Origin of the sequence: Streptomyces spinoverrucosus (assembly GCF_006539505.1) — a bacterium.
In the GTDB taxonomy this organism is placed as follows: domain Bacteria; phylum Actinomycetota; class Actinomycetes; order Streptomycetales; family Streptomycetaceae; genus Streptomyces; species Streptomyces spinoverrucosus.
In genome coordinates this window covers 1-581 of record NZ_BJND01000216.1, presented here as the reverse complement: position 1 = coordinate 581, position 581 = coordinate 1, and the positions used below count along the sequence as shown (strand labels likewise).

The window sequence follows — 581 nt, the reverse complement described above, 5'->3', positions numbered from 1 at the left end:
CCACCTCCGCCGGGGTCCAGCGCCAGTACTCCGGCACCGCCGGCCGGACCGAGAACTGCCAGATCGGCGTCTTCGCCGCTTACGCCTCCGCCCGCGGCCGGGCCCTGGTCGACCGCGAGCTCTACCTCCCGAAATCCTGGACTGAGGACCGGGAACGCTGCCGCACCGCAAGGGTCCCCGACGAGCGGGAGTTCGCCACCAAAGGCGAGCTGGCCCGGCACATGGTGCTGCGGGCCCTCGCCTCACCGCTGCCCATTACCTGGGTCACCGCGGATTCCGCCTACGGTCAGGACAACCGATTCCGCCGGCTGCTGGAGCAGTCGGGTGTCGGCTACGTACTGGCCGTCCCCAAGTCCCAGTTCGGCTTCGCGCAACGCGCAGGAGGCCGGGGGCACGATCGGCGAGCAGGCCGATCACCGCGGCCGAGTAGGCATGGGCGGTGCCGATCGAGATGCCGAAGCCGGCTGCAAGCTGCGCGAGCGTGATGTGCTGGCGCAGGTACACCAGACCGACCAGAGCACGCTGGTGCGGCGGGAGCTTGCAGCGGCGGTCACCCTCGCGGGTGACGATGAGCATGGTGA

The 581-nt window shown here is 70.4% G+C and carries 2 pseudogenes; one reads left to right on the top strand and one right to left on the bottom strand.

The window, feature by feature from the left end:
• Positions 1 to 416, top strand: a pseudogene (locus SSP24_RS42595) (IS701 family transposase); the annotation flags it as partial.
• Here the strand turns inward: SSP24_RS42595 and SSP24_RS45540 are convergent.
• Positions 361 to 581, bottom strand: a pseudogene (locus tag SSP24_RS45540) (helix-turn-helix domain-containing protein); the annotation flags it as partial. The pseudogenes SSP24_RS42595 and SSP24_RS45540 sit on opposite strands and share 56 nt — an antisense overlap.